This is a genomic window from Actinobacillus suis ATCC 33415 (genome assembly GCF_000739435.1).
GTDB lineage: Bacteria > Pseudomonadota > Gammaproteobacteria > Enterobacterales > Pasteurellaceae > Actinobacillus > Actinobacillus suis.
Genome location: NZ_CP009159.1, coordinates 502,441 through 528,269, shown reverse-complemented (window position 1 = coordinate 528,269; position 25,829 = coordinate 502,441). Strand labels below are relative to the sequence as shown.

Below are 25,829 nucleotides of genomic sequence, written 5' to 3'. Positions count from 1 at the left end.
ATGCCGGCGTTATCCGATATTCTGGTGCCATTACACCGCATTATCCCGTTCTCGAATGTAGAAGGACAAGGTAACCGCACCAGCATTTTCCTACAAGGTTGCAAACTAAATTGCCTGTATTGCCATAATCCGGAAACCATTCCCTGTCATACGCCGGAAGCAAAACAAGTCAGCTTGCAATACTTGTACGAGCAAGTGATGGATGCCGTGCCGTTTATTCGAGGCGTAACGGTTTCCGGCGGCGAACCAACTATCCATCACAAAAAGTTAGTGCCGTTATTCGAAACGCTTAAACAGCAAGGGCTGACTTGTTATTTAGATAGTAGTGGCTTTTTTGATTATGAAACGATTGAGCCGTTAATTCAGGTTACCGATAAATTTTTATTTGATCTAAAAGGTGACGGCGAAGGCTTACAGACACTCTGCTTTGATCGCAAAAATCAGCAAGGGAAAGTGCCGGAACAAATCATTCCAACGATTAATCATATCAAACCGGAAAACCTGCAACGTAATTTGCAAAATTTAGCCAAATTATTACCGCTTGGTAAAGTGGAAGAAGTCAGATTGGTTTATGTAAATGACTTTTTTGATGCCAAAGCATTAATTAAAAAAGTTGCAATGCTACTCACTGATTATCCTGATGTGCTGCTAAAAATTATTCGAGTACATACCAAAGGCGCACGGGATGAAGAAGGACTTAAACCGTTTGTTCCAACGATTGAACAAACAGATGAATTAGCCGCTTTTGCAAAAGCATGCGGCATAACCAAAATTGTCACGATTTATTAATTTAACTTTTTATTTTTAATTTTTTATGAGGTGTTTAGTATGAGTACATTAATGAGTGTTATCGGTATCTTCGTGTTACTGGCAATAGGCTTACTCTTTTCCAATAACCGGCGAGCCATCAACTTCCGTACCGTATTTGGGGCGTTAGCTATTCAAATCTGTTTTGCTGCGCTTATTCTATACGTGCCAGCAGGTCGCAATGCATTATTAGCTGCGGCAAACTGTATCAGTAACGTTATCAATTACGGTAATGACGGTATTGCTTTTGTCTTCGGTAACTTAGCCGATCCGAGTAATTTAGGCTTTATTTTTGCGGTAAAAGTATTACCGGTAATCATTTTCTTCTCTGCGTTAATTTCTGTGTTGTATTACATCGGTGTAATGCAATGGGTGATCAAAATTTTAGGTGGCGGCTTACAAAAAGCGCTTGGTACATCTAAAGCGGAATCAATGTCTGCAGCAGCAAATATCTTTGTTGGTCAAACAGAAGCACCGTTAGTGGTTAAACCGTTTATCAATAAAATGACCGACTCTGAATTATTCGCCATTATGTGTGGTGGTACCGCATCTATCGCAGGTTCAGTGATGGCGGGTTATGCAGGTATGGGGGTTCCGCTTACTTACCTCATTGCGGCATCATTTATGGCTGCACCTGCCGGTTTATTATTTGCGAAATTAATGTATCCGCAAACCGAGCAATTTAAAGATACGATTGATGAAGGTGTTGACCTTGAACAACCGCACAATGTGGTGGAAGCACTCGCAAACGGTGCAAGTTCAGGTATGATGTTAGCACTTAACGTTGGTGCAATGTTAATTGCCTTTATTGCGGTGATTGCATTGTTAAACGGCCTAATTGGCGGTTTAGGTAATACATTCGGTATTGAAGGTTTAACCTTACAAGTCCTACTTGGTTACTTATTCAAACCGGTTGCTTACTTAATCGGTGTACCATGGGAAGAAGCCGGTATTGCTGGCCAAATGATTGGTATGAAATTAGCAGTGAACGAATTTGTCGGTTATTTAGAATTTGCCAAATACTTACAACCGGATGCGGCTGTGGTGTTAACCGACAAAACCAAAGCGATTATTACCTTTGCCTTATGTGGTTTCTCAAACTTCAGTGCGATCGCAATTCTTATCGGTGGTATCGGTAGTATGGCGCCAAACCGCCGCTCTGACATCGCCCGTCTTGGTTTAAAATCAGTGATTGCCGGTACATTAGCAAACTTAATGAGTGCCACTATCGCCGGCTTCTTTATTGAATTAAGCGGTGTCGCGTTAAGCTAAACAAGCGGTCGAATTTCTTTCCTTTTTTACAAAAATAAGGGCTACCAACCGGTAGCTCTTTTATTAAATCCTATCTAATTTGATTTTATCAATCTGTTTTTTGACTCCATTAAAAATTTGATCTCTTACTTGTTCATTAATATTTATTGGCAGCCTATCAGCTACAAAATCTAACTTTTTTAATGCCGTATCTGAAATCTCTTCAATAATATGTTTCATTTCTAACTGATTAAATCCGACAGATTTAGCGGTAGACAGATAATGTACCGGTCGTATTTTTTGCCAACTCCATTTCTTACCTTTTTGGGTACTATACAGACTCATCGCAAGTTGCAAATCACTCTGATGCCATCCTTTACCTCCCAGCATTGGATAAGCCGATATAACATCATAAATTGGCGATAAGTGATAACGACTCTGCGACTTCAATGCAATAGAAAAGTTTTTGGCATGCCCATCTATTGCTCCAAGCACCCAAAATAAAAATTGGGTTTTCATGAATTGTGCACGATCCGAAGTATGACTGGAATACAAAAGTTTATCCATAATGTGTCGAATACCGATACCACCATCACTCTCATATTTTTGGGTTGGCGCTAAGCCGAATACTTGGCAAAAATCTTCATAAGGTAAGCGTAAAAAATATTTATTTGAAGAATGTAATTTACGATCAAACCGTTCTACAACCAATGCTCGCACATCCCCGACCTCTAATAAATTTACATTTGCAGTCGGTAAACCGAAGGCAGCACATAAGCGTAAACAAATTAATTCGTTGTCTACACTTTGAGACAGATCTAATTGATATTTAGGTGTTTGTATTTTACCTATCGGTAATTTAATAATATGTGTCGTTGGGGTTAATCCATGGGGTAATTGCCAACGTTCGTTATACCATAATAATGCTGTCTTTTCTTGAGCCCCTGCGATAGAAATTCGAAAATCTTGTGCTTCATCCAACATGCCAAGTGGTGCATTTTGCTGATAGCCTAATAATAACGAATGAAGTTCATTTTCGTTTAATTCCGTTGCATAAATAACTTTATGATTGGGAATTTCTGTGTTTTCTTCTAATAGGGTTATTGCTCCGGTTGCATCTCGTCCAATCTTAGCTAACAATTCAAAAGGTTGTTGTGTTTCAGCTTGAAATCGCGCAGCAATTCTAGCTCTAACTTGAGGGTGATCAGGTAATAAGTTATCAAAAAAATTAATTACTTCTTTACCTTGATAAACCTCCCTTCTTAATGGCATAGAAAGAGAAATAGGTCTAACATTTGGAGATAAAAACCACTCATCTGCATAACGGAATAAATGCGAACCGGACATAGTACGCTCAAAAAAACCAACTAATTCCCCATTCATTAACACACATAAACACTTCACCATTCATCGCTCCTATTAAACATATTCGTATGCTTTTCTTCTAAATGAATTTCTAAACCAAGAGAATGAACTATTTTAAATAGCGTTTCTATTGTGACTTTATCAGGCTGGGCCTCGAATGTAGAAATCGTTGCTTGTCGCAAACCGACTCGTTGAGCAATCATTTTTTGTGATTGTTTCTGCTGCTTACGAATATCACGTAGGTAAACGGCTAAACTATTAGGATCATTGATTAGCATAACACCTCCTTTTATACGGACAACAGTATATATAATATTTAATACGCCATAAAGTATATTTTTAAACTTATACTGAATACAGTATGAAAAGGCTACCAACCGGTAGCCCTTTTCTCTGTGTCATTAACCGAATATTTCATCCATACCTTCAATTAACTGCTTGCAAGGCTTTTCGAAAAATACACCGCTATTGGTTGTGCCGTTCATTCCTCGTAAGAATAAATATGCCACGCCACCAAAATCACGCTCATACTCATACTGATCACCCAAACGTACCCGTAAATAGCGATGTAGCGCTAGTGTATAAAGCAGATATTGCAGATCATAGCGATATTGCCCGATCGTTTTTTCCAAATTTTGTCGGCTGTAATCTTGTGCTAAATAACCTAAAAAATTGGACTTATAATCGATCAGATAAAATTTACCATGCATTTGTACGATACAATCAACAAAACCACGGATATAGCCTTCCAGCTGAGGTAAATTCAATTCAGGTAATTTTGCCGAAACCGCACTATATTGCTTTAACAATTGATTTAGCTTGCGTAATCCATCCGAATTTTTTAAACGTAAATAAAACTGCCATTCATTCAAACGTTTTGTCATCGGAACATCTTTTAGCGCAAATTCTGCCTCACTAAACGGCGTTGTAAGCACCTTTTCGAACCATTGTTGTAATGGTTCATGCCAGTTTTCATCTAAACCTAACTGCTCGCAAATGGTAAGAATTTGCTCAAAATCGACCGCTTGTTGGAAGTCACAGTGCTCAAAGAAACTGTGTAAAATATTCCCGACTTTTGTGCTGTGAGGAAATTGATAAGACGAATAGGCATTCGTTTCTTCATTTTCCAACGTGAAAAGATTATCAGCTTCGGGCGTAAGCACTTGTTGCTGGTCATAATCTTGTCCAGCATTCTCAAATGCTTTCGGCATACTATATTCCGTGTGATGTTGCATCGCCCATTCATGTTGTTGATGCAATGCACTGAAACTGGTTACTAGCCCCATCTGCTGAATCTGCCCGGAAAAATGACAAGCGGATAAAGTCTCTGACACAAACGGAGCCGGTCGCCATTCATCATTTGCAATTTTTTCGTCTAATTCAACCGCTTGACAATCAATCCCTTTTTGTTGCAAATAGTCCGCTGTACCCGTTTCAGCTTTATAGCTTTTATCTAAACCGATTTCGCCATTGCTCAGCAAATAATGCACCGCATTCCAACCGTCTTCAAATCGTTGCGGCAAAATCAAGTTAAGCTGTGATTCTGCTCGCGTAACCGCTACATAAAGCAAACGCAGATCTTCAGCTAATTCTTCCCGATCCATCAGCACTTGGATTTCTTCTGACGGTTTCCCGAAATACCAATGCGCTTGTCCTTGTTCATCACGGTAGATAGCCAAATTGCTTGCTTTAGAACCCTGATTTTTTTTACCGATAAACGGCAACCAAACGATCGGATATTGCAAACCTTTTGAACCGTGAATGGTCACAATTTTAATCAGTTCTTCTTCACTTTCTAAGCGTAAAATATGCTCTTCCGTGCTATCCGTTTTTGCCAACTGACGTTCATACCAACGCACTAACGCTGATTCGTTTTCTAAGCTCGGCATAGCATTTTGTAGTAATTCCGTTAAATGCAATAAATCCGTTAGGCGGCGATCACTGTCACGCGGGTTAGCTCGTAAGCGCTCAATAATTCCCTCTTGCATAAATAACTTATGCAACATCGGTAAAATGCCTTGTTGTTGCCAAATTTGCTGATATGCAATAAAGCGCCCTACCTGTTCATCCCACTGCAATTCGCTATTTTTCAGTTGATAAATCTCCGTTGCAGACAGCCCCCAAAGGGTTGTGCCTAACGCACTGAGTAAATGGCGTTGATGATACGGATTTAAACAGGCATACAACACCCACAATAATTCTTTAGCGGTTTCCGATTGGTAGACGCTTTCTTTTTCCGACAAAAATACCGAACGAATGCCCAGTTCGGCTAATGCACTTTTTATCAATGTAGCTTGCGAGTGGCTACGCACCAAAATTGCAATATCTTTTGCCTGAAACGCATTAATCTCTTCCATAGTATTGGTAAATTTTAAGCCAAATTCACCCGCTTCCATTTGCTTAAGCTGCTGCTGAATTTGGTAAGCACACTGCTTTGCCGCTAATTTTTCATCAAATTTTGCTTGTAGATAACAATTTACATAGTCAGCACCGATTAATTCAGCTTCGCTCGCTTTCGCTTCCACCGAGTGAAACTGAATACCTTGATACAAGAAAGAACTGTGTGCAGCAGCTTCCGGAAATTCAAATAAACGATTAGTTGCGCTCACAATTGGTGGCAACGAGCGCCAGTTTTTGGCTAACGTGCGTTTTTGTTGCGCCTGTTGAGAAGCGGTCAAATAAGTGAAAATATCCGCACCTCGGAATTTATAGATCGACTGTTTCGGGTCGCCGATCATAATAAATCCTTGATTTGTATGTTTTTCTTGCATAAAAATCTTATGGAAGATTTCATATTGCTCTTTGTCGGTATCTTGGAACTCATCAATCATCGCAAACGGAAATTGCGCGCGAATTTGTGCGGCTAATGCTGTTCCTCTCTCGCCTTTTAGGGCTTGATTAAGAAAGCTGAGCATATCGTTAAAACTTTTTTCACTATGTGTCGCTTTATAATCCGCTAACTTTGTTCTCACTGCGAGTAAGAATTGGTAGAGCAATAACGGCTTTTGTTTATTGGCAAACTGCTGTTGATAAGCGGTCAGAATTTGCTGATTTTTTGCAAAATGCGGATGAACTAACGGTTCTGCGCCCTCTTCCGCTTTTTCGTTTAGAAAATCCTGACAGAAGCGCTCAAACTGTTCTTCCGGCAAATAGGAAAGCGAGCTTGCCGCCCATTCGTCCACGGAAGCACGCCATTTTTCTAAGTAACGAGTTTGGTAAGAACGGCGATTAAGTGCTTTTTTCTCGCCGGTTTTATATTTTTTCGCTAATTCGGTTTCAATTAAGCGACTGATTTCTTCTCCGTGTGCCAACCAATGCTGTTTAGCATCCACTAAAAAATGCTGCAAGGCAGCCAAATGAGTAGCGAGATCGCCATTCAACCAGTGTTGTTCATCCGACAATAATGGTAATTCGGCAGACACAAAGACACGAATTGCCGCAAAAGCATTGTCCGGTGTGCCGAGATATTCCGCCACTGCCGCCGTTTCGGTCAGCCCCATCGGATAGAACATTTCACGCCAAACTTCTTCACTTAAACGGCGTAACAAATCACTCTCATCCGGCTGCAAATCGCTGTCAAAACGCATACCCGAATCAAACGCAAATTGAAACAACATCTTTTGGCAGAAACTGTGAATGGTAAAAATGCTGGCTAAATCGATCTCGCGTTCGGCAATACGTAAACGTAGAATCGCCTCTTCCACACTTTCAATCTGCTGACCTAATTGGAAGAAGAAATCATTGGCATCATAGGCTTTTTCCGCATCGTATTCTTGTAAAAAAGTACGACAAGCTTTGATGTTTTTACGAATACGATCACGTAATTCTTCGGTTGCCGCTTTAGTAAAGGTTACCACCAAGATCTGCTCAACCGTTAAAGGCGCACAACCAATTCCTAGTAGCAAACGCAAATATAAATTTGCCATGGTAAAGGTTTTGCCGGTACCGGCGGACGCTTCAATTAATGCAGTACAATTTAACGGCAGTTCAATCGGAGAAAGGGTTTTCATTATTTTACTCAATATTCAATCATTATTTAATGCGTTCTAATTTTGCTAGTAATTGATCCGCAGGAACCTGTTGGATTTTGTGCATTTGGTAAATTAACAAACCGGCGGCAATACTTAAACTGACACAGAAAATAAACCAAAAACCTGATGCCGCCATCGGTTCAACAATCCAATCCGTTCGCGCTAAAATATAGCCGAACGGCATACCGATCACCCAATAACAGAACATTGTGACATATAAAATCGGTTTGGTATGTTTATAACCACGCAGAATACCGTTTGCCACCGCTTGTAACGAATCCGGAATTTGATATACCGCTGCAAACAACAATAAATGCGCTGCAATTGCAATCGAAACCGGGTCGCTGGTAAATGCCAGTGGAATAATTTCATCTAAAATCACAATCACGACCGCTGCCGCTAATGCAAACAGCGCACCGGTAATCAGAGCGTGATAGCTAATAATTTTTGCCTCTTCGACTTGTTTCTGCCCCAAGGTTTTTCCTACCACAATTGTGGTCGCAATACTGAAAGACATCGGAATCATAAATAATAACGAACTGGTTTGCAGTGCCGCCTGATGACTTGCCACCACTTGTGAACCGAGCGGCGAAAGCAGTAAAGCGGACGCCGAAAACAACATCACTTCGGTAAAAGTCGCAAAGCCGATCGGCAAACCCAATTTGCAAATTTTTAGCAAAGTTTGACCGCTTGGCATTTCAAACCAACGGTTAAATAAGCCGATATCTTTCTGAGATTTATTAGTGTAGCTGTAATGGAATAACAATAAGAACATGACCCAGTTCACAATTGCAGTTGCTATACCACAACCGACCGCCCCCATTTCCGGTAATCCAAACTTACCGAAAATAAAAATATAATTGAGCGGAATATTCAGCAATAATCCTAAGAAAGTGATACGCATTGCCGGCTTCGGATTGGATAAACCGTCATTCATACAACGCAAATTGACCGCCAATAGTGCCGGCACAACACCGATTGCCATAATCGCTAAATATTGTTGCGATTTAATCGAAAAAGCTTGCGGCGTATTCATATAATCTAAAATCCAATGACTATTTAGGAACACGAAAATCAAAGGAATTGCACACGCCCAAACCAACCAAAAACCTTGGCGAATTTGGTGGGCAATTAAATGACGCTGGTTCGATCCGTTTAAATAAGAAACGGTTGGCGTGATTGCATTAAGCAAACCTAATACAAATAAAAAGAGAGGGAAATAAATGGAATTACTCACCGCAATCGCAGACACATCATCGTCACTCACTAGCCCCGCCATCACAATATCGGCAAGCCCCATCCCCGCTACCGAGAGCTGAGAAATAAAAATCGGCAGCGTGAGTTTAAATAGTTTACGTGTGTTTTCCGGATATTTTTGCCATTGCAGATTCATAATTACCTCTTTCAAAATACGGAGGTTATTATACGGCAACAAGCGGCTGTTTTTCGCAAAAATTTTGCAAAATTAGACCGCTTGTAAAAACGAAAAGCCCTCGAAAATCGCTTCTCGAGGGCTTTATCCGTTAGGCTAACGAATTATTTCGCCGCTTTTAACTCTTGGTAATATTTTTCGTAAAGTTCGATTGCATTACCTACATCGTCTTGCCATTGTGCCGCTTTTAACACATCAGCTGTCGGATAGATTGCCGGATCTTCGGTAATCTCTTTTGGTAATGTTTTTAACGCTTCTACGTTTGAAGTCGGATAACCGATTTCTAACGTTAATTTTTCCGCAACCGGTGCGCTTAATAAGTAGTTGATTAACTTATGCGCATTTTCTTTGTTTTTCGCATTCGCCGGAATGGCTAACGTATCAACCCAAAGTACAGGACCTTCTTTTGGGAACACCATGTTTACCGGCGCTTGTTCTTTTTTCGCAATACGTACAGAACCGTTCCATAATTGACCTACAGATACTTCACCTGCGATAAATGAGTTCGCTGGGTTGTCTGAAGTGAAAGAAAGTACGTTTGGACGTAATTTTCTTAACTCTTCGTAAGCCGCTTTAATCTCTTCCGGATTGGTTGTATTAGGGTTTTTACCTAATTTTAATAACGCAATGTTAAATACTTCACGTGCGTCATCTAATAATTGTACTTTATTCGCAAACTCAGGTTTCCATAAATCACCCCAAGAAGTGAACGCATCGCCCTTATAGTCATTTGAGTTAAATGCGATACCCGGCGCACCTAATAATTGCGGTAAAGAGTATTTGTTACCTTGGTCATAAGGTTTGTTTAACCAATCTTGGTTTAACTCTTTGATTACAGGAAGTTTTGCGTGATCTAATTCCGCTAACATACCTTCTTTCGCCATTTTTGAAACGAAGTAGTTAGAAGGTGCGATAACATCGTAACCGCCGTCTTTACCTTGTAATTTTAATTTCGCATACATGGTTTCGTTAGATTCAAGGCTTGAAACCTCTACTTTGATACCGGTTTGCTTTGTAAATTCATCTAACAAGCCTTCAGGCACATATTCAGTCCAAGTATAAAGGTGAACTGTTCCCGCTGCTGCCGGTTGAGCCGCTGCTTCAGCCGCTTTTGGCTTTTCTTCATTACACGCTGTTAATGCAACTGTCGCTAAACCTGCTGCAAATAAACCCGCTAATTTTTTCATTTAAGTTTTCTCCGTTAAAGAAAAGATGAGTAAAAAATATAGCCTTGCCTAAGGGCTTAAAAGACGAGGGCGATTTTAAGCCACCCCCTAGATTTTGCAAGGATTTTCTAATCAAAACGGCAATTTTTTGCAAATTATTTTTAATAATTTATTCACATTACCGCTTTTACCTTGAAATCAGCAAATTTAACGCTATATTAGTAATGATTTTTCATTTATATATTTGAAACGAAGAGGATTTAAAATGACAGCTCAAAACGAAAATGCACAAGCTCAAGCCGAACAAGTTGAAGTTGCAAACGAAGCGCAATTAGAACAAACAGCCGAAGTACAACAAGAACAACCTGTCGAAGCTGAATTAGCAGCGGCTTATGCACGTATTAATGAGTTAGAAACTTATATTGCGGAAGCGGACAACCGTGAAAAAGATATTCAATTACGTGCGCAAGCGGAAATCCAAAATATCCGCCGCCGTGCCGAACAAGATGTTGAAAAAGCACATAAATTCGCACTTGAAAAATTCTCAAAAGAATTATTAACCGTAGTAGATAACCTTGAGCGTGGCTTAAATGCGCTTGATACGGCAGTCACCGATGAAAAAACACAGGCATTGGTTGACGGTGTGGAAATGACCCATAAAGAATTTATCTCTACTCTGGCTAAATTCGGTGTGGAAGCGGTCGGTGTTGTCGGCGAAGTCTTCAATCCGGAACTTCACCAAGCAATTTCTATGCAACCGGCGGAAGGTATCGAAGCAAACCATATCAGCGTGGTTTTACAAAAAGGTTATACCCTACAAGGCCGCGTACTTCGCCCGGCAATGGTAATGGTTGCCGGCTAAATTTTACTCTCGCCCGCTTGCGGGAGAGAGACAGCCGGTGAAGCGTTCAGCGAACCGGCAGAGAGAGGGATAGCGGTCTAAATTTGATAAAAATCAGCAAATCCCTCTCTATCTGAAAATCACTGATTTTCTGCCCCCTCACTTACTCACTTTTGAGAGAAACGAGGATAATATTTTAATCTCATTCATATCAAGCTATGTCCCTACAATTCAACCCTATCTCGCTTTTCCTTGTCGCACTGATTTTTCTTGGTGTGGTCGGAAACAACAATTCAATTACCATTGCTGCGGCGGTGCTGTTACTGGTGCAACAAACATTCCTCAGCAAATATCTGCCCTTTTTAGATAAGCACGGTTTAAGCATTGGGATTATCATTCTGACTATCGGTGTATTAAGCCCGATTGTATCCGGTAAAATTTCCCTCCCCTCATTCTCTGAATTTTTAAATTGGAAGATGTTGCTTGCCGTGGTTGCAGGAATTGCGGTGGCTTGGTTAGGTGGCAGAGGGGTAAGTTTAATGGGTAGTCAACCGCTGTTAGTCACCGGATTATTAGTTGGTACCATTATCGGCGTGGCATTACTTGGTGGCGTGCCAGTCGGTCCATTAATCGCTGCCGGTATCCTTTCTCTATTAATCGGTAAAGGCTAATTGGTAAAATTTATTCAAAATTAGACCGCTTGTTCCCCCTCTCTTATTAAGTGAGCGTTGCAAGCGGTTTCTTCTACCTACTGTTTCCCCTCAATTTAGGCTATAATTTGTCTCAAAATATCTCGCATAATGCCAAATATCGTTAAGGCAATACATAGTTAAGACAAGACAATGAAACCTTCGCAAAAAAATTTCAAAAATAGACCGCTTGATGAGAGTCAGAAAGCATTAATCGCCAACTTAAAAGAACTCACTAATACCGATTACCGCCGTTTGCGTGCTCGTATTCACGGTATTTCTGCCATCAAAAAACAAGAAGCCAAAAACAATGTGATTGCGGAAATTGAACGTGAAATTCTCTCAGCACAAGCAGCTTTCCAAGCCAGAAAAGCACAGCATTCCAGCCTTGAAATCACTTATCCCGATTTACCGGTTTCCGCTCGCCGCGAAGAAATCTTAAAACTGATTGCAGAAAATCAGGTGGTGGTGATTGCCGGTGAAACCGGTTCGGGTAAAACCACTCAGTTACCGAAAATGTGCTTGGAACTCGGGCGTGGCGTAAAAGGCTTGATTGGACATACTCAACCCCGCCGTTTAGCCGCTCGTTCGGTGGCAAACCGTATTGCCGAAGAATTAAAAAGCGAAATGGGTGCAACAGTCGGTTATAAAGTTCGTTTTAATGATCAAGTGGGCGAAAACACCCTAGTAAAATTAATGACGGACGGTATTTTGCTTGCCGAAATCCAAAACGACCGCTATCTCAATCAATACGATACGTTAATTATTGACGAAGCGCACGAACGCTCGCTCAATAACGATTTTATTCTCGGCTATCTGAAACAAATTCTGCATAAACGCCCCGATCTAAAAGTGATCATTACCTCGGCGACCATTGATGTCGAGCGTTTTTCTCGCCATTTCAATAATGCGCCGATTATTGAGGTTTCCGGACGAACCTTTCCAGTGGAAGTGCGTTATCGTCCAATTGTGGAAGAAGATGACCAAGACCAACTACAAGGTATTCTCAACGCTGTTGATGAACTTCAAGCCGAAGGTCGCGGCGATATTTTGATTTTTATGAGCGGTGAGCGTGAAATTCGTGATACTGCCGAAGCGCTACAAAAACAAGAGCTAAGATTCACTGAAATTCTACCGCTTTACGCTCGCCTTTCGGCAGCCGAACAGCAACGCATTTTCCAGCCAAGCGGTCTAAATCGTGTGATTTTAGCCACCAACGTAGCGGAAACCTCACTCACCATTCCGAATATCAAATATGTGATTGATACCGGTACGGCACGTATTTCTCGCTATAGCTACCGCACCAAAGTGCAACGTTTGCCTATCGAGCCGATCTCTCAAGCCTCCGCCAACCAGCGAAAAGGCCGTTGTGGACGAACTAGCGAAGGGATTTGTATCCGCCTCTATTCAGAGGAGGATTTTAACGCTCGTCCAGAATTTACCGATCCGGAAATTCTGCGTACGAATCTCGCTTCGGTTATTTTACAAATGACCTCGCTCGGTTTGTCGGATATTGAGGCGTTTCCATTTGTTGATCGTCCGGATACCAGACAGGTGCAGGACGGTATTCGTTTACTAGAAGAATTAGGCGCGATTAATGGCAATAAATTAACCGCAATCGGTCGTCAACTTGCCCAACTCCCCATCGATCCTCGCTTAGGTCGTATGGTCATTGCCGCGGCACAAAACGGTTCATTACACGAAGTGATGATGATTGTCTCTGCGCTTTCGATTCAAGATCCGCGTGAACGTCCGCAAGAACGCCAACAAGCGGCGGATGAAAAACATCGCCGTTTTGCTGACAAAGACTCCGATTTCTTGGCGTTTGTGAATTTGTGGCATTACATTCAAACTCAGCAAAAAGAACTGACCAAAAACCAGCTCCGCAAGCAATGTCAGAAAGATTTTCTCAATTATTTGCGTGTACGTGAATGGCAGGATATTTATCATCAACTACGTCTTTCTGTACGAGAAATGGGCTTGCCGATTAATAGTGAAGAAGCAAACTATCAGCAAATTCACACTGCCTTACTAACCGGTTTGCTGTCACATATCGGGCTGAAAGACAGCGAAAAAATGCACTACCTCGGGGCGAGAAATGCGCATTTTTATGTGTTCCCGAATTCGGCGCTTTTCAAAAAGCAGCCGAAGTGGCTTGCTGCGTCCGAACTGGTAGAAACCACCAAGTTATGGGCAAGAACCGTGGCAAAAATCGAACCGGAATGGATTGAGCCACTCGCCGGACATTTAATAAAACGTAGTTACAGCGAACCACATTGGTCGAAATCCAAAGGCGCAGTGATGGCGTATGAAAAAGTCTCGCTCTACGGTATTCCGGTGGTAGCGAATCGTCTTGTCAATTACGGTTCAATTGATCCGACTGTCAGCCGTGAAATCTTTATTCGTTCGGCAATGGTTGAGGGTGATTGGCATAATAATTACAAATTTTTCAAAGAAAATAACCGCTTGATCAAAGAGGTGGAAGACCTCGAACACAAATCGCGCCGTCGAGATATCTTGGTGGACGAACAAACCCTATTCGACTTCTACGATCAACGCATTGGAACAGAAGTGGTATCCAGCCGCCATTTTGATACATGGTGGAAAAAGGCAAGTCAAAAAGATTCTGAATTGCTCAACTTTGAAAAATCATTCTTAATGAATGAAAACGCCAATACGGTCAGCGATTTAGATTTCCCAAATTTCTGGTATCAAGGTCAGCTTAAACTGAAATTAAGTTACCAATTTGAAATTGGTAAAGATCACGACGGCGTAACCGTGCATATTCCGTTGCCTTTACTTAATCAGGTGGAGCCGGAGGGCTTTGACTGGCAAATTCCGGGACTTCGCCATGAGCTAGTGGTAGCGTTAATTAAATCATTACCGAAAGCCACTCGCCGTAATTTTGTACCGGCACCGAACTATGCAGATGCGTTTTTAGGCAGAGCCGAACCGTATCAAAAACCATTGCTAGAAAGTCTGGCTTACGAGCTTCGCCGTATGACTGGTGTAACCATTGATCCGGAGCTGTGGGATCTGTCGCAACTTGCACCACATTTACGTATGACATTCCGTGTGGTGGATGAAAAAGGTAAAAAACTGCAAGAAAGCGAAAACTTGGACGAACTGAAGTTTGCCCTGAAAGATCAGGTGCAAGAAAGCCTTTCGACCATTGCTGATGACGGTATCGAGCAAAGCGGTGTACATTTGTGGAATTTCGCTAACTTACCGCAATTCTACGAGCAGAAAAAAGCCAATTTCAGCGTAAAAGCTTATCCGGCAATTGTCGATGAGCAAACCGCAGTGGGCGTAAAATTATTCGAAACCGAATTCGAGCAAGCCCGTGCAATGCGAGCCGGTTTACGCCGTTTGCTATTGCTCAACGTGCCTTCACCAATCAAATACTTACACGAAAAATTGCCGAACAAAGCAAAACTTGGGTTGTACTTTGCCCCATTCGGTAAAGTGTTGGAATTGATTGATGACTGTATCGCTTGTGCGGTGGATAAATTGGTGGATGAATTCGGCGGCTTTGTTTGGACCGAAGAAAAATTCAATGAATTACACGAATTTGTACGAGGCAACTTAAACGACACTACCGCAGAAATTGCGCTACAAGTAGAGAAAATCCTCACACTTGCCTTTGAACTCAACAAACGAATGAAAGGCAAAATGGACTTCACCATGGCGTTTGCCTTGTCGGATATTAAAGCGCAATTAAGCGGTTTGGTTTATCCGAATTTTGTGACCAAAACCGGCTATCAACGCCTTGCCGATTTACACCGTTATTTAACCGCTATCGACAAGCGATTGGATAAACTCGGCACGGATACCAACACCGACCGAGCGAAGATGTTACGGGTGGAACAAGTAGAAAATGCTTATAAGCAATTACTCACCAAACTGCCGAAATCTAAAGCAATCCCTGACGAAGTGTTAGAAATTCGTTATATGATTGAAGAGTTACGTGTCAGCCTGTTCGCCCAACAACTTGGCACTAAATACCCGATTTCGGACAAACGTATTTTGAATGCGATTGGGGATTTAAAGTAATTTAATCTATTTTCTATTCAGAAACGATGCTATCTTAGAAAAATTTCTGATTCAGAAAAAAATATCAACTTAGGAGAACTTATATATGGAAAAAATATTAGTATCAGAATGTATATCCTCAATATTAACATCAGAATGCACATCCTTAATATCAAGTGTCATTAGTATATTCTTAGGTATATGGAGTATATTATTGACTAAGAAATACAAAAAACTTAGTGACACATATGAAAAATGGCAAGACCTTACTTATGAAAATATAAACAATAGGATATTAAATATAAGTATAGATATCGATGACATTAAAAAACGTATTCCTAAACAAAACTCAGGTTTGGAGGTTAGAAAAACTGATGTAAGCGTTTCAAAATTTAAAGAGGGCGATTATACATTAACTGATCAAAAAAGAATTAAAGAAAAGATTCAAAAACATTTATCACCATATTTTAAATCAGTATATTTAGAAAGTTTAGTCAATAAACTTATTTTAAATAATAAAGATTCAGGTATCATAATCTCATTACGCAATTGGCATGATGAAAAAAATAAATTAAGAGAACTTGAATCTAATCTAAATCAATTATTTAGGACTGAAGGATTAATTTTTTCTATACTAATTTAGTACAAGAAAATAAAGTACTTACCCAGTAATAATTTTACAATATAGTTATTTGCAAATTCACCTATTTATAAGGAGTAATAAAAGGATAACCCTATGCAAACACTTTTCCCGAAAGGCGAACCTCGTTCCCCTGAATTTTTTACCGGCAGCACCTTTTTAACCGAGGTATTGGATGCGGATCACAATAATGAATTTTCTATCGGTAGCGTAACCTTTGAAAAAGGGGCAAGAACCAATTGGCATACGCACCCGAAAGGGCAAGTATTGATTGTAACGAGTGGTAAAGGCTGGTATCAAGAACGAGGAAAACCAGCACAAGCAATTCAAACCGGTGATGTGATTAATATCCCTGAGAATATTGAACATTGGCACGGCGCAAGTGCCGACAGTGATTTAGTGCATTTAGCTATCACAAATTATAGAGAGGGAAAAAAGGTTACTTGGCTATCACCGGTCACCGACGAAGAATACGCACAAGTGCATTCGGCTTGATAAGCCCTTTTTCGTTTTAACGTCATACGAGCCGTATGGCGTTAATTAATCCGAGCCACTCTGTGGCTCTATAGCCCTAACAGGGCTAGGCTTAATCAGCCTTGCACGGCTCGTGCAAGGTAAAATATGGCGCTGTATAACTACTACATAATTGTAACCACTTATTGCCCACGCACGGTAAACCGTACGTGGTTACGATCAGCCTTCGGCTGAATGAGCCACTCTGTGGCTCAAGTCTCTTTCAAATAATAAAGGCACAAGTGAGGACATTCGTGCCAGCAGAGCCTTGCGCTGTTATTATTTTAATCACGGAATCACTGATTACACTGAAACAGTCCCCCCTCTTTAACAAAGAGGGGTTGGGGGAGATTTGACATATAGACTTGCAAAAAAATCCGCAAATTTAACCGCTTGTGATTTGTTATACATTCATCGGTAACTGCCAGTTAATTTCTTGAATGCCTTTTTCTCTTAAGTAAGCGTTCGCTTTGGAGAAATGGCGGCAGCCTAAAAATCCTCGATGGGCGGATAACGGTGATGGATGTGGTGCGGTCAATACGCAGTGGCGGGAGCGGTCAATAAACTGCCCTTTTTTCTGCGCATGGCTGCCCCATAATAAAAAGACTAAATTTTCACGGTGTTGGTTAAGTTGAGCAATTACTTTATCGGTGAAAATTTCCCAACCGAAATTGGCGTGTGAATGCGCTTGCCCTTGACGCACCGTTAGTACGGTGTTTAACAACAACACGCCTTGCTTTGCCCAGTCAACTAAATATCCGTGATTTGGAATTTGAAAGCCCTCAATATCCTGCGCCAATTCTTTATACATATTAACTAAAGAAGGTGGCGGCGCGACCGGTGGTTTTACCGAAAATGCTAAACCGTGCGCTTGGTTTGGACCATGGTAAGGATCTTGCCCCAAGATCACCACTTTCACATCTTTAAACTCCGTTAAAGCAAAGGCACTAAATACTTCTTTTTGCGGTGGGAAAACCGTTACACCATTCATTCTTTCTTGATGTACTTGCTGTAAAATTTGTTGAAAATAAGCTTGTTGCTTTTCTTCGCCTAGCGCTTCCGTCCAATTATTCATAGCTTGTCCTGTTAAAAAGTGTTAAACAATTTTAAGTTTTTTCTACATTTCAGATTGTTTTTTAGTCAATTGATAATTTTTTGATTACATTTTTCAACTTTTAGTAGAATTCTTCAAAAAAAATGATAAAATTCACCACATAAACAAAATTTGAATTTATCAAAAAATTTTATAATTATCTAGCCAATACTTAGGAGTATCAAAATGATCAAGGGCGTACAAATTACAGAATCTTCAAACAGCAACTTAGTAAACTCTTTCTGGTTATTAGATGAAGAGAAAAACGAAGCTCGCTGTATCGCTGCAAAAGGTGATGCTTATAAAGAAGACCAAATCGTTGCAATCAGCGAATTAGGTCAAATTTCATACCGCGAAGTACCGGTAAACGTTGCTCCGACAATCAAAGTTGAAGGTGGCCAACACTTAAACGTTAACGTTTTACGCCGTGAAACATTAGAAGATGCGGTTAAAAACCCAGAGAAATATCCACAATTAACTATCCGTGTTTCTGGTTATGCAGTGCGTTTCAACTCATTAACACCAGAACAACAACGTGACGTAATTACTCGTACTTTCACAGAAAGCTTATAATAACAGTTTTACTGCCAATTTTCTTAAAAAAGCACCTTCGGGTGCTTTTTTTATTGCCCGCAATTTACAAATTCTGTGCCAAATTCCACCGCTTGTTCAATATTCTCTCCATACGATAAAACAAACAAAACACTGGATTTTTTTACAAAAAAATTTCAAAACAAGATTGACACTGTTTTTTTAATCAGTAAAATAACCTGTATAAACACACAGTTTAGATAGAGGATAACAAAGATGGCTTCAATTCGACCGCTTACACGTGAATTATCATATCAACCGATACCAATGTACCGTGATATGAATAGCGAACGTTCAATCAAATTAGATCTTAATTCACTTTGCATTAAACGCCCGACAGAAACCTTTTTTATACAGGTTAAAAATCCTAACCTAATCGCTTGGGGGATTGAATTGGATGATTTACTGATTGTTGAGCAATCGGCTCAATATTTAGTAAACGATCTGCTTGTAATTGAGAAAAATGGCGAATATAAATTTTACCAGTTCTTTAAAGAAATTGAGAATAATGAAGGTATAAACGAAATTATTCTTTTTTCACTAGATGTTAGCGAACCGAATTTACGTATACAAAACTGGCAAGAAGTGACAGTTGCCGGCGTAATTACAAATGTTGTACACCAAATGCGTCACCGCTTTGCACAAGTTACCGAGAGAAAATATGCCGCATAAATAAGAAGGTCGCTAATTTATCATTTAGCGACCTTAGTATTACATTACTCGGCGAGATTGCGTATAGTTTCTAGCCCAATAACGTTCCGACAGTGAACTTGTCGTTACACCTTGGCTTGTACTGGCATGAACAAATTTACCGCCACCAATATAAACGCCTACGTGATTATTGCGGCGAAAGAATACTAAATCGCCCGGACGTAATTCTGATTTTGAAATTGAACGACCTGAATAACGTTGCTCTGCGGTTGAACGAGGCAAATCAATATTAAATGCACCGAGCATTGTTTTCTGCACAAAAGCGGAACAATCAATGCCATTATGCCCTTCTCCGCCTAAACGATAACGAGTACCAGCCCACTTACGATAAATCTTATTTACTTTTTGAGTAGCTGAATTTGCGGATGAATTATCTGTTGCAGATTTTGCTTTTGCGGAAGCTTTATAAGCAAGCTGTGCTTTAATTTGATCAGCAGTTGCTGCTTTAGCAACAATTTTGATTTGATTCGGTGTGGCGGGAGTACTACTTAAACTAGCAGAAGCCATTGATGAATAGCTTGTAATCGCTGCAAACAATACTGTGGTGAATAACGGCTTAAGCCTTGTAAAAGTAGAATTTTGTTTAATCATAATTTGTCTCGCCAGAACAACTACAGCGGTTGATTCCTATATCTAAAAATAAAGTCTAAAAATAACGTTTCACATTAAAAAGGCTTATCCACTGATAAGCCTTAAGTTATAAGCTGAGCCAGTATAGTCGATTATTTTGCCAATGTCCGCAAAAATTTTATCTCATCTGCCCAAATTTCAGGCTGAATTGTTTCTAAAATAAGCGGAATATCATCAAAACGGTCATCTTGCATGATAAATTTGCAAAAATCTGTGCCGATTGTGCCTTCTCTCAATGTGTGGTGACGGTCTACTCGACTACCTAATGGCATTTTTGAGCCATTTAAGTGCATTCCTCGTAAATATTTAAAACCGACAATCTGTTCAAACTCGGTAAATACTTGCTCACAAGCTTGTAATGAACCGATATCGTAACCGGCTGAAAATAAGTGACAGGTATCTAAACAAACACCTACTCGGCTTTTATCTTCCACTTGGTCAATAATTTCGGCTAAATGTTCAAAACGATAGCCAAGGTTAGAACCCTGACCAGCTGTATTTTCAATTACCGCAACCACATTCGGTACTTTTTCCACCGCAATATTAATCGATTCGGCAATGCGCGCTAAACATTCACTTTCCGAAATTTTATTTAAATGTGCACCGGGGTGGAAATTCAGTAGCTTTAGTCCTAACTGATTTGCCCGTTCCATTTCATCAATAAAAGCTTCTCGTGATTTTGCCAAATTTTCCGCTTCCGGATTGCCTAAATTAATTAAATAACTGTCATGCGGTAAAATATGATCCGGTGAGAACTGATGCGCCTTACAAAAGCGTTTAAATTTCTCAATCGTATCCGCTTTTAGAGCTGGCGCTTTCCATTGACGTTGGTTTTTAGTAAATAAAGCAAAAGCATTTGCGCCAATTTCAACCGCTCTTAACACAGCATTCTCGACACCACCCGAAGCACTCACGTGCGCACCAATATATTTCATCTTCTTATCCTATTCGTGTAAAATGGCTAACTTCTTAACCTTTATAAATCATTACTTATGAGCGAAACAACCATTAACGATTTTTCACTATTGTGCCGTTTATTCGGCAACTTATTCTACCGTTCCCCAACTGATCCGATTCTTGCCGGCACCTTTGCTTGGCTTGCACAAGGCGGTTTACGCCAGCAATGGGCGCTTTCAACCGATGCTCAAAGTGAATTAGCTTTAACAGTGTTAGAAAAAAATGCTAACCCTACGCAATTACAAGCAAGCTATCAAGCACTTTTTGGCGAGGAAGGAGCTATTGCTACAACAATTTCTGCCTATAAAATTGCGGTTGAAGACTTTATCAATTTCCGCCAAACACGCGCAATGCCAGCGTTAGACAAACCTGATCACGTTGCACTTTTATTACTTACCGCCTCTTGGATTGAAGATAATTTAGATTCAAGCGCCGCACAACAAGCCTTTTTTGAGCAGTTTTTATTGCCGTGTGCTGCTAAATTCTTAGGACAAATTGAAGCGCATGACAGCGGTTTCTACAAAGCGCTTGCTCAACTTTGTCGTGATGCACTCAGTGCAATGGCTGACGAATTAGAAGAATTATCCGAACAAGAAAGCGAATAATTTATGTGAATAAAAGCTCTTTGAGTGATAAACTCAAAGAGCTTACTTTTTGGCATAATCAATTGGAGGCTAATATGAAAAAGTGTATTCAGATAACGCCTGTCTTGCTCTCATTATTGCTTTCTGCTTGTGCTTTAACGCCACAGCAACAAGCTGCCAGACAGGCGCAACAACTCAAGGCACATCAAGCCTTATCGGTAGCATTAGCTAAGCAGTGTGATGTAGAAACTGCCGAATTAATAGCGCAGTTATATGATCCGCCGGTGGCTCAGACCGAAAAAGAAAAAGCCGCTTTTGCCAAGCGCTACCAGAAAAAAGTCAATGATCCGCTGTTCCAATCTTGCTATAAACTCGCGTGGGATAACTATAAACACCAAGCGGAATTAGAGGAAATACAACGTTACTATGATTTTGAGCGTACTCATTTCCGCCCTTGGCATTATTGTTACGCTTGTTGGTAAAAAAACGGACACTTTACAGTGTCCGTTTTTGTAAAATTTAAGCCAAATTAGACCGCTTGTTCAGCACGATTACAGCATAATAAGTAGTAAATGGCAGAAGCCGCTAAGGTACAAATAGCCATTGCATATAGCATCGGGCGCTCACTTGTTAGCGTAATATGCGATAACATTGCACCAACTACCGAAGCAATACCAAAACGTGCTGTTCCGGCTAAACCGTTTGCTGTCCCCGCCATTTGCGGATAACGATCTAAAATCGCTGCCGTTGCATTACTACCGATGGTCGAAAGCATACCCACATAAAACGGAATACCTAATGCCATCGCCCAAAAGCCTAATTGGAAGACAGCGACACACGTAAGCCAAATACCAGCTAATAACTGGACAAGTAAGCCGATTCTCAACATTTTCTCCGAACCGACTTTAACTACAATGCGCCCATTTAGTGCAGTCATTGCGACCATCACAATCATATTTAAACCGAAGAAATAGCCAAAATATTCTTGCGATACACCGTAAATCCCGATATAGACCAATGAGCCTGAGGTTAAAAAGCAGAATAAACCGGCAAAGGTCAATCCCCCAACTAACACATAACCTAATACGCTTTTATCCGATAACAATTTCCAGAAATTTTTAAACACAATACCAAAACGTAGCGGTTGGCGCTTTTCTTGTACTAATGTTTCAGGGATTTTCCAGCTGATCAAGAACACACAACTGACGCCCATAAATACTAAGGTATAGAAAATCGAATGCCAGTGAAAATATTTTGCGATATATCCACCCAAGATCGGCGCTAATAGCGGGGCAAGCATTGAAATGATCATAATCACCGACATCATTTGGGCGAAACGATTACGATCAAACAAATCTCGAACTAAAGCACCCAGTACTACGGCAGGTGCTGCTGCACAAAGCCCTTGAATTAATCGTAGTAGATAAAAGTTCTCGATTGTCATCACTGCTGTAAGGAAATAAGCGGCAATCGCCGAACCGGAAAGACCAAATAAAATAATCGGTTTACGCCCAAAACTATCCGCCATCGGCCCCCAAAATAGCTGTCCAACAGCAAAGCCGAAAGTAAATACCGCTAATGTAGTTTGTACTTTTTCCTGCGAAACCTGTAGATCTCGTGCAATATCAAGGAATGAAGGCAGATACATATCGATCGCAAGCGGTGGCAGCATTGCCATCATTCCTAAAATAATAAAAAAGCACGGATGCGGTCTTTGGGGTGCCATCAAAAGCCCCCTATTTCTTGCTCGGTAAGCGGACGATATTCACCTTCTTCAAGGCTTTCATCTAACACCACATCACCGATACGCCAGCGATGTAACGCCTCTACTTTATTACCTAAAGCGGCAAACATACGTTTTACTTGATGATAACGCCCTTCGCTGATAGTTAAATTCACATTGTAATCATCAATAATTTCCATTTGTGCCGGTAAACAAGGTTCACGTTCACCGCGTAATAAAATACCTTCCGCAAGTTTTTCCTCATAAAAATCTTCCACCGGATCGGCAAGCGTCACCAAATAGGTCTTTTCACAATGGTGTTTCGGCGAAGTAATACGGTGCGACCATTTACCGTCATCCGTCAATAAAACCAAACCGGTTGTGTCCACATCTAAACGCCCTGCGGTATGCAATTTAGTCATCAGTGGATAGTCAAAAAATTGGAAGACTGTCGGATATTCACCGTCATCATGCGAACACACATACCCCTGCGGCTTATACAGCATAAAATACTGACCTTCATCAACCCATTCTAAACGTTCGCCTTCATAACAAATTTCATCTGTTTCACTAATTTTTGCTGAACCACTTTTTTCGATTTTGCCATTCACCGTCACTAAACCGCTTTTTAATGCTTTTCCTGCTTGAGAACGAGTTAACCCCGTATTTTCGGCAATAAATTTATCTAAACGCATAATTTTCTCTTGAATATTAAAGGAGAGATTCAATTTTTATTGAATAAGAAGTAGGAAGCGGTCAGAAATGCTTCATTTTTTGCAAATTTTTCTCTGTTTTTGACCGCTTATAGAGTGGGGATTATAGCATAATTTCTTGCACAAACGGACTATCTAAATCAGCAATTGGCAAGATTGAATGTTTCCAAGGTCTGATTAGCTGATATTGCATCAGATCTAACGTATCTAAACCCGGTGTTGTTTCAGGTGTATATTGTTGTGCTAAACGAGCAAGCTGAGTTAAACCTAAACTCGACTCAATGCTAGAACTAATCACTGCACTTAGTCCTTGTTGATGAGCTTGCTCAATTAAACGAATACATTTTTGTAACGAGCCAACTAAGGTCGGCTTAATCACAATAGCGGTCACATTCGGTTCGTTTTTTACTACGAAATTCGGCTCTCGTACAGTCTCATCCCAAGCAATCGCAATGCCTGAGACTTGAGCAAATTGGCGGGAAAGTTCCGGTGTTTTGCACGGTTCTTCAATAAATTGAATACGACTTTTGTTTTCATTTGCAATTTTTTCGGCAAATTTAACCGCTTTCTCAAGCGTCCAGCCTCGATTCGCATCTAAACGTAATTGTAAATCGGGTAAAGCTTCAAGCAACATATTGGCAATTAAACCGTCACGATTAGCCTCATACAGCCCGACTTTCATTTTGCCGATTTTGTCACCTTCCAATGCGTTTAGCTCAGCATATAGCTCATCTGGATCACCATAGCAAAGCACTGCTGCACGATAATTTCCTTGCTCAGTTAGTTCTCCGTTTAATTCCGCTAATGCACAACTTAAACCGAATGCCACGGAAGGCACATAACTGTCTAAATTATCTTGTTGCCCGGCTAGCCATTTCGCAAGCCATTGTTCCGTTTGTTGCTGAGCAAGCGAAAGATCTTCTTGGCTAAATTCAGGTAGCGGGGCGATTTCACCCCAACCGACTTGGTTCTCTTCAGTTAATTTAACAATTAAACCTTCACGCTGTTTTAATCGGCGATGACGTAAAATAACGCCGGTTTCTACTGGAATCTGGTAACGATATAACTGTGCTTTACGCATAATAAGTCCTCAAAAATTGCAAAATTTTAGACTTATTTTACCGCTATTCTTGCTTGAAACGAGAAGATCTTTATTGATTGTTCAAAACAACTAATAACTTTACACAATAAAATAATCAAAAAATAACCATATTATGAATATCTAATCTTAATTTTTACTTTCTCCATAATACTTTCTGATATAAAGCGTAGCCTACTTCTTGTACTTTTTGATTTATCAGTATTTTGGTTTCGCTTTTCCATTTTATTGTGCGAGTCCGTAAAAAACGCTTAGGCAGAAAATATTTTAATAATGGTATTTTTGTAATCAAATGTCCAATCGGTTCATTTTTTAACATGGTTGACATTTGAAAACGCAAAAACATATTTTCTGAAGGTAACAAAATTCCTTCTTCTTGAATTTCAAAATCACTAAATTGCTTTCCATTCCAAATAAGCTGTTTAAACGATTGCTTACCTTTCCATTCCATCCAAATTACCGTATGACTTTCAGATAAGAAACGTCCCCAATATAATTCAGAAACAGTAAGTTCCCAAGGCAAAAAATTCATATCTAGCGTTTCTGCATAGCTTAATCCTTGGTACTCTTTGCCTTGAAATATGATATGAAAATTGCCTTTCGGCGTATGGCAATTCCAATTCATATATTGTGTTGAGTTATAAACTAAGGTTGATTTTATTTCAGGCGAATGTGGTATCCAATATGCTGAAAAATTTAAACGAGAGTGATTAATAGAACGATCTATTTGTTTTGGTCTGAAAAAAACACTTTTTTCAAATTGCTGACCATTTTTACTATTAAATAAAATGGAAGAATAAGGAATTTTAATTCCCAATAACATAAACTCAACAAAATAAATAATAAACGTATTTCCTTGCTTATCAATTCCGTCGTAATAATGTTTTTTTAAATAAAACATTAGCCTCTCCTTCTATAATTGTTGTTATAGATACATTCTATCAACTTTTTACAAAAACAA

23 protein-coding genes are annotated in these 25,829 nt (G+C 40.1%); 11 read left to right on the top strand and 12 right to left on the bottom strand.

Going from position 1 to position 25,829, the window contains the following annotated elements; all coding sequences use genetic code 11:
• Together ASU1_RS02420 and ASU1_RS02415 are read left to right on the top strand one after the other, a co-directional pair.
• Positions 1-789, top strand: a complete 789-nt coding sequence (locus ASU1_RS02420) for a 4Fe-4S cluster-binding domain-containing protein (protein WP_014991252.1) — start codon at positions 1-3, stop codon at positions 787-789.
• A gap of 39 nt (positions 790-828) precedes the next feature.
• Positions 829-2,079 (top strand): NupC/NupG family nucleoside CNT transporter, encoded by a 1,251-nt coding sequence (locus ASU1_RS02415; protein WP_014991251.1) that lies wholly within the window; start codon positions 829-831, stop codon positions 2,077-2,079.
• 63 nt (positions 2,080-2,142) lie between these two features.
• On the opposite strand, the gene ASU1_RS02410 is transcribed toward ASU1_RS02415, so the two are convergent.
• The 5 genes from ASU1_RS02410 to ASU1_RS02390 form a co-directional block, all read right to left on the bottom strand.
• Complete coding sequence (locus tag ASU1_RS02410; RefSeq protein ID WP_014991250.1) at positions 2,143-3,465, bottom strand: HipA domain-containing protein; 1,323 nt, start codon at positions 3,463-3,465, stop codon at positions 2,143-2,145.
• A complete protein-coding gene (locus ASU1_RS02405; protein ID WP_014991249.1) occupies positions 3,459-3,701 on the bottom strand; it encodes a helix-turn-helix domain-containing protein in 243 nt (80 codons plus the stop codon). Before ASU1_RS02405 ends, ASU1_RS02410 begins: the two co-directional genes overlap by 7 nt.
• A gap of 123 nt (positions 3,702-3,824) precedes the next feature.
• Complete coding sequence (gene recB, locus ASU1_RS02400; RefSeq protein WP_014991248.1) at positions 3,825-7,433, bottom strand: exodeoxyribonuclease V subunit beta; 3,609 nt, start codon at positions 7,431-7,433, stop codon at positions 3,825-3,827.
• Between the two features lie 22 nt (positions 7,434-7,455).
• The gene (locus tag ASU1_RS02395) at positions 7,456-8,847 is read right to left on the bottom strand and encodes an MATE family efflux transporter (RefSeq protein ID WP_014991247.1); all 1,392 of its coding nucleotides are present in this window, start codon (positions 8,845-8,847) and stop codon (positions 7,456-7,458) included.
• 143 nt (positions 8,848-8,990) lie between these two features.
• Entirely contained in the window at positions 8,991-10,073 is a 1,083-nt protein-coding gene (locus tag ASU1_RS02390; protein ID WP_005596365.1) for an extracellular solute-binding protein, read from the bottom strand.
• 244 nt (positions 10,074-10,317) lie between these two features.
• Between ASU1_RS02390 and grpE the strand changes: the two genes are divergently transcribed.
• The 5 genes from grpE (at position 10,318) to ASU1_RS02365 (ending at position 16,749) form a co-directional block, all read left to right on the top strand.
• The gene (gene grpE / locus ASU1_RS02385; protein ID WP_014991246.1) at positions 10,318-10,914 is read left to right on the top strand and encodes a nucleotide exchange factor GrpE; all 597 of its coding nucleotides are present in this window, start codon (positions 10,318-10,320) and stop codon (positions 10,912-10,914) included.
• Between the two features lie 197 nt (positions 10,915-11,111).
• Positions 11,112-11,564 (top strand): DUF441 domain-containing protein, encoded by a 453-nt coding sequence (locus tag ASU1_RS02380; RefSeq protein WP_039194952.1) that lies wholly within the window; start codon positions 11,112-11,114, stop codon positions 11,562-11,564.
• A gap of 171 nt (positions 11,565-11,735) precedes the next feature.
• Complete coding sequence (gene hrpA, locus ASU1_RS02375) at positions 11,736-15,635, top strand: ATP-dependent RNA helicase HrpA (RefSeq protein WP_014991244.1); 3,900 nt, start codon at positions 11,736-11,738, stop codon at positions 15,633-15,635.
• Positions 15,636-15,720: 85 nt separating this feature from the next.
• A complete protein-coding gene (locus tag ASU1_RS02370; RefSeq protein WP_014991243.1) occupies positions 15,721-16,257 on the top strand; it encodes a hypothetical protein in 537 nt (178 codons plus the stop codon).
• 93 nt (positions 16,258-16,350) lie between these two features.
• On the top strand, positions 16,351-16,749 hold the full coding sequence (locus ASU1_RS02365) for a (R)-mandelonitrile lyase (protein ID WP_014991242.1): 399 nt from the start codon (positions 16,351-16,353) through the stop codon (positions 16,747-16,749).
• A gap of 421 nt (positions 16,750-17,170) precedes the next feature.
• Here ASU1_RS02365 and ung read toward each other — a convergent pair whose 3' ends face one another.
• Entirely contained in the window at positions 17,171-17,842 is a 672-nt protein-coding gene (ung, locus tag ASU1_RS02360; RefSeq protein WP_014991241.1) for a uracil-DNA glycosylase, read from the bottom strand.
• 204 nt (positions 17,843-18,046) lie between these two features.
• Between ung and grcA the strand changes: the two genes are divergently transcribed.
• Together grcA and ASU1_RS02350 are read left to right on the top strand one after the other, a co-directional pair.
• Entirely contained in the window at positions 18,047-18,433 is a 387-nt protein-coding gene (grcA, locus tag ASU1_RS02355; protein WP_005622661.1) for an autonomous glycyl radical cofactor GrcA, read from the top strand.
• Between the two features lie 234 nt (positions 18,434-18,667).
• Positions 18,668-19,123, top strand: a complete 456-nt coding sequence (locus ASU1_RS02350) for a LexA family protein (RefSeq protein WP_014991239.1) — start codon at positions 18,668-18,670, stop codon at positions 19,121-19,123.
• A gap of 39 nt (positions 19,124-19,162) precedes the next feature.
• Here ASU1_RS02350 and ASU1_RS02345 read toward each other — a convergent pair whose 3' ends face one another.
• Together ASU1_RS02345 and nfo are read right to left on the bottom strand one after the other, a co-directional pair.
• Positions 19,163-19,750 (bottom strand): NlpC/P60 family protein, encoded by a 588-nt coding sequence (locus ASU1_RS02345; protein WP_039195699.1) that lies wholly within the window; start codon positions 19,748-19,750, stop codon positions 19,163-19,165.
• A 134-nt stretch (positions 19,751-19,884) separates the two neighbouring features.
• Positions 19,885-20,727, bottom strand: a complete 843-nt coding sequence (gene nfo, locus ASU1_RS02340; RefSeq protein ID WP_039194948.1) for a deoxyribonuclease IV — start codon at positions 20,725-20,727, stop codon at positions 19,885-19,887.
• 57 nt (positions 20,728-20,784) lie between these two features.
• Here nfo and ASU1_RS02335 point away from each other — a divergent pair, with 57 nt between their 5' ends.
• Both ASU1_RS02335 and ASU1_RS02330 read left to right on the top strand, forming a co-directional pair.
• Positions 20,785-21,354: a TorD/DmsD family molecular chaperone gene (locus tag ASU1_RS02335; RefSeq protein WP_014991236.1), complete on the top strand. Its 570-nt coding sequence runs from the start codon at positions 20,785-20,787 to the stop codon at positions 21,352-21,354.
• A gap of 74 nt (positions 21,355-21,428) precedes the next feature.
• Complete coding sequence (locus ASU1_RS02330; protein ID WP_014991235.1) at positions 21,429-21,815, top strand: hypothetical protein; 387 nt, start codon at positions 21,429-21,431, stop codon at positions 21,813-21,815.
• Positions 21,816-21,862: 47 nt separating this feature from the next.
• On the opposite strand, the gene ASU1_RS02325 is transcribed toward ASU1_RS02330, so the two are convergent.
• The 4 genes from ASU1_RS02325 to ASU1_RS02310 all read right to left on the bottom strand — a co-directional run bounded on the left by ASU1_RS02325 (position 21,863) and on the right by ASU1_RS02310 (position 25,769).
• Entirely contained in the window at positions 21,863-23,059 is a 1,197-nt protein-coding gene (locus ASU1_RS02325; protein ID WP_014991234.1) for a Bcr/CflA family multidrug efflux MFS transporter, read from the bottom strand.
• Positions 23,059-23,751, bottom strand: coding sequence for a 16S rRNA pseudouridine(516) synthase RsuA (rsuA, locus tag ASU1_RS02320; protein WP_014991233.1), 693 nt, complete (start codon positions 23,749-23,751; stop codon positions 23,059-23,061). The genes ASU1_RS02325 and rsuA overlap by 1 nt, the downstream gene beginning before the upstream one ends.
• Before the next feature lie 121 nt (positions 23,752-23,872).
• Positions 23,873-24,850, bottom strand: coding sequence for an o-succinylbenzoate synthase (menC, locus tag ASU1_RS02315; protein ID WP_014991232.1), 978 nt, complete (start codon positions 24,848-24,850; stop codon positions 23,873-23,875).
• 154 nt (positions 24,851-25,004) lie between these two features.
• Positions 25,005-25,769: a hypothetical protein gene (locus ASU1_RS02310; RefSeq protein WP_014991231.1), complete on the bottom strand. Its 765-nt coding sequence runs from the start codon at positions 25,767-25,769 to the stop codon at positions 25,005-25,007.
• Positions 25,770-25,829 lie beyond the last annotated feature (60 nt).

Bases quoted from the DNA above. Each gene is read 5' to 3' on its own strand.
- ASU1_RS02405 (WP_014991249.1), bottom strand. From the start codon at position 3,701: ATGCTAATCAATGATCCTAATAGTTTAGCCGTTTACCTACGTGATATT.
- ASU1_RS02390 (WP_005596365.1), bottom strand. From the start codon at position 10,073: ATGAAAAAATTAGCGGGTTTATTTGCAGCAGGTTTAGCGACAGTTGCA.
- hrpA (WP_014991244.1), top strand. From the start codon at position 11,736: ATGAAACCTTCGCAAAAAAATTTCAAAAATAGACCGCTTGATGAGAGT.
- grpE (WP_014991246.1), top strand. From the start codon at position 10,318: ATGACAGCTCAAAACGAAAATGCACAAGCTCAAGCCGAACAAGTTGAA.
- ASU1_RS02380 (WP_039194952.1), top strand. From the start codon at position 11,112: ATGTCCCTACAATTCAACCCTATCTCGCTTTTCCTTGTCGCACTGATT.
- ASU1_RS02325 (WP_014991234.1), bottom strand. From the start codon at position 23,059: ATGGCACCCCAAAGACCGCATCCGTGCTTTTTTATTATTTTAGGAATG.
- ASU1_RS02420 (WP_014991252.1), top strand. From the start codon at position 1: ATGCCGGCGTTATCCGATATTCTGGTGCCATTACACCGCATTATCCCG.
- ASU1_RS02350 (WP_014991239.1), top strand. From the start codon at position 18,668: ATGGCTTCAATTCGACCGCTTACACGTGAATTATCATATCAACCGATA.
- nfo (WP_039194948.1), bottom strand. From the start codon at position 20,727: ATGAAATATATTGGTGCGCACGTGAGTGCTTCGGGTGGTGTCGAGAAT.
- recB (WP_014991248.1), bottom strand. From the start codon at position 7,433: ATGAAAACCCTTTCTCCGATTGAACTGCCGTTAAATTGTACTGCATTA.
- ASU1_RS02370 (WP_014991243.1), top strand. From the start codon at position 15,721: ATGGAAAAAATATTAGTATCAGAATGTATATCCTCAATATTAACATCA.
- ASU1_RS02410 (WP_014991250.1), bottom strand. From the start codon at position 3,465: ATGGTGAAGTGTTTATGTGTGTTAATGAATGGGGAATTAGTTGGTTTT.
- menC (WP_014991232.1), bottom strand. From the start codon at position 24,850: ATGCGTAAAGCACAGTTATATCGTTACCAGATTCCAGTAGAAACCGGC.
- ung (WP_014991241.1), bottom strand. From the start codon at position 17,842: ATGAATAATTGGACGGAAGCGCTAGGCGAAGAAAAGCAACAAGCTTAT.
- ASU1_RS02395 (WP_014991247.1), bottom strand. From the start codon at position 8,847: ATGAATCTGCAATGGCAAAAATATCCGGAAAACACACGTAAACTATTT.
- ASU1_RS02415 (WP_014991251.1), top strand. From the start codon at position 829: ATGAGTACATTAATGAGTGTTATCGGTATCTTCGTGTTACTGGCAATA.
- ASU1_RS02310 (WP_014991231.1), bottom strand. From the start codon at position 25,769: ATGTTTTATTTAAAAAAACATTATTACGACGGAATTGATAAGCAAGGA.
- ASU1_RS02365 (WP_014991242.1), top strand. From the start codon at position 16,351: ATGCAAACACTTTTCCCGAAAGGCGAACCTCGTTCCCCTGAATTTTTT.
- ASU1_RS02330 (WP_014991235.1), top strand. From the start codon at position 21,429: ATGAAAAAGTGTATTCAGATAACGCCTGTCTTGCTCTCATTATTGCTT.
- ASU1_RS02335 (WP_014991236.1), top strand. From the start codon at position 20,785: ATGAGCGAAACAACCATTAACGATTTTTCACTATTGTGCCGTTTATTC.
- grcA (WP_005622661.1), top strand. From the start codon at position 18,047: ATGATCAAGGGCGTACAAATTACAGAATCTTCAAACAGCAACTTAGTA.
- rsuA (WP_014991233.1), bottom strand. From the start codon at position 23,751: ATGCGTTTAGATAAATTTATTGCCGAAAATACGGGGTTAACTCGTTCT.